The 2,226-nt window shown below is 75.9% G+C and carries 2 protein-coding genes; both read right to left on the bottom strand.

Annotated elements, in window-relative coordinates; translation table 11 throughout:
* Window positions 1-185: 185 nt before the first annotated feature.
* Complete coding sequence (locus PKY62_RS13140) at window positions 186-1,196, bottom strand: NUDIX hydrolase (RefSeq protein WP_324537679.1); 1,011 nt, start codon at window positions 1,194-1,196, stop codon at window positions 186-188.
* Window positions 1,193-2,226, bottom strand: a 1,034-nt coding sequence (gene ppk1, locus PKY62_RS13135) for a polyphosphate kinase 1 (RefSeq protein WP_324537677.1), incomplete at its 5' end; no start/stop codon positions are given. The genes ppk1 and PKY62_RS13140, both read right to left, overlap by 4 nt.

Raw genomic sequence — 2,226 nt, 5'->3', positions numbered from 1 at the left:
GCTCCTGGGCTGAGCCCCGCCGGGCCGAGCGCCGCTGGGCTGAGCGCCGCTGGGTCGAGCCCCGCCGGGTCGAGCCCCGCTGGGTCGAGCCCCGCTGGGTCGAGCCCCGCCGGGTCGAGCCCCGCCGGGTCGAGCGCCGCTGGGCAGGTGGCCGGCGGGCAGGTGGCCGGCGGCCGGTGGGTCCGTCAGTCGGGCCCGACGCCGTCCGGCTGACGCACCGGCCGGTGGTGCTCGACGGCCACGACACGCGCCCCGTTGCCCGCCCCCGTGACGTGCGCGACGAGCAGCTCGCCGGTGCGCAGGTAGGGGTCGGTGGCCGGGAGCCGGCCGAGCGTCCAGCGGCGGGTGGACCCCGCGACGGTGGCCAGGACGGTGGGCAGCACCGGGCGGTGCGTGGCCAGCACGGCGTCCCTCGGCCGCCCGAGGTGCTCGGCCACGACGGCGGCCGCCCGCGCCGGGTCCGAGCGGTGCTCGGCCTCGGTGAGCGCCTCGACGCACTCCACGGGCAGCCCGGCCCGCTCGGCGTAGGGGGCGACGCTGCTGGCGCAGCGCTCCCACGGGCTCGTCACGACGTGCCGGATGCCGAACGCCGCGAGCACGGGGACCAGCGCGTCGGCCTGGTCCCGGCCGGCCGGGGTGAGCGGGCGGTCCGCCTCCGCGCCGGCCCACCGGCTCCGCGGGCGGGCCTGGGCGTGCCGGGCGATCGCGACCACGCGCGTGGCGAGACGGCCCGCGGTCCACAGCTGCTGGACCACGGTGAGCGGCCGCTGGTCGGTGACGCGGGTCAGCAGCTCCGACGCCGTCTGGGCGCCGACCCAGACGACGTCGTCGATCTCGCTGAGCGGTGCCGGGGCGACGGGTGCGCGGGCCGCCAGAGCGGGGTCGTCGTCGTCCGTCACCGCCCGCGCGGCCCAGTACCGCACCTGCTTGCCGGCGCCGTCTGGCGTCCGGTAGCGCAGCATCGGCAGGGGCGCGCCGAGCACGACGTCGATCCCCGTCTCCTCCGCGACCTCGCGCGCCGCCGCCGCCGCGACCGACTCGCCGGGGTCCAGCTTGCCCTTGGGCCAGGACCAGTCCCGGTATCGCGGGCGGTGCACGAGGGCGACCTCGAGCCTGCCGGCGCGCTCGCGCCACAGCACGGCGCCGGCAGCACGGACGAGGGCGGGTGCCGCCGGCGCGTCGACCGTGGTGCTCATCGGTCCCGGGTGGGCCGGCGTCGCTGACGGGCGATGAGGTGCTCCTGCAGGTCCCGCAGGGGCTCGCCGTCGGGGCCGCGGTGGTGCCGGGTCCACTCGCCGTCCGGACCCAGGTGCCAGGACGAGGTGCGGTCGTCCATGGACAGGTCCAGCAGGGTGAGCAGCTCGGCGACGTGATCCGGGTCGGCGAGGCGGACCAGGGCCTCGACGCGGCGGTCGAGGTTGCGGTGCATGAGGTCCGCGGAGCCGATGAACACCTCGGGCTCGCCGCCGCCGTTGGCGAACGAGAACACCCGGGCGTGCTCGAGGAACCTGCCGAGGATGGACCGCACGCGCAGCGACTCGCTGAGGCCGGGGACTCCTGGGCGGACCGAGCAGATGCCGCGCACGACGAGGTCCACCGGGACCCCGACCTGCGAGGCGCGGTAGAGCGCGTCGATGATGGCCTCGTCGACCACGGAGTTGACCTTGAACCGGATCCAGGCCGGCAGGCCCGCGAGGTGGTTGGCCCGCTCGCGGTCGATCCGCTCCACGAGGCCGGAGCGCACGGAGCGAGGGGCCACGAGCAGCCGGCTGAACCGTGCCTTGGGCGCCCAGCCGGAGAGCTGGTTGAACAGCTTGGTGAGGTCCTGGCCCACCTCCGGGTCGGCGGTCAGCAGGCCGAGGTCCTCGTAGAGCCGCGCGGTCTTGGGGTGGTAGTTGCCCGTGCCGACGTGGCAGTAGCGGCGCAGGCCGTCCGTCTCCTGGCGGACCACGAGGGAGAGCTTGGAGTGGGTCTTGAGCCCCACGATCCCGTAGACGACGTGCACGCCGGCCTGCTCGAGCTTGCGGGCCCAGGTGATGTTGGCCTGCTCGTCGAAGCGGGCCTTGATCTCCACGAGGGCCAGCACCTGCTTGCCGGCCTGCGCCGCCTCGATCAGGGCGTCGATGATCGGGGAGTCGCCCGAGGTGCGGTACAGGGTCTGCTTGATGGCGAGGACGGCCGGGTCGGCGGCGGCCTGCTCGATGAAGCGCTGGACGCTGGTCGCGA

Origin of the sequence: Actinotalea sp., from assembly GCF_035443605.1 — a bacterium.
GTDB lineage: Bacteria > Actinomycetota > Actinomycetes > Actinomycetales > Cellulomonadaceae > Actinotalea.
This window is presented reverse-complemented; position numbering and strand designations above follow the sequence as displayed.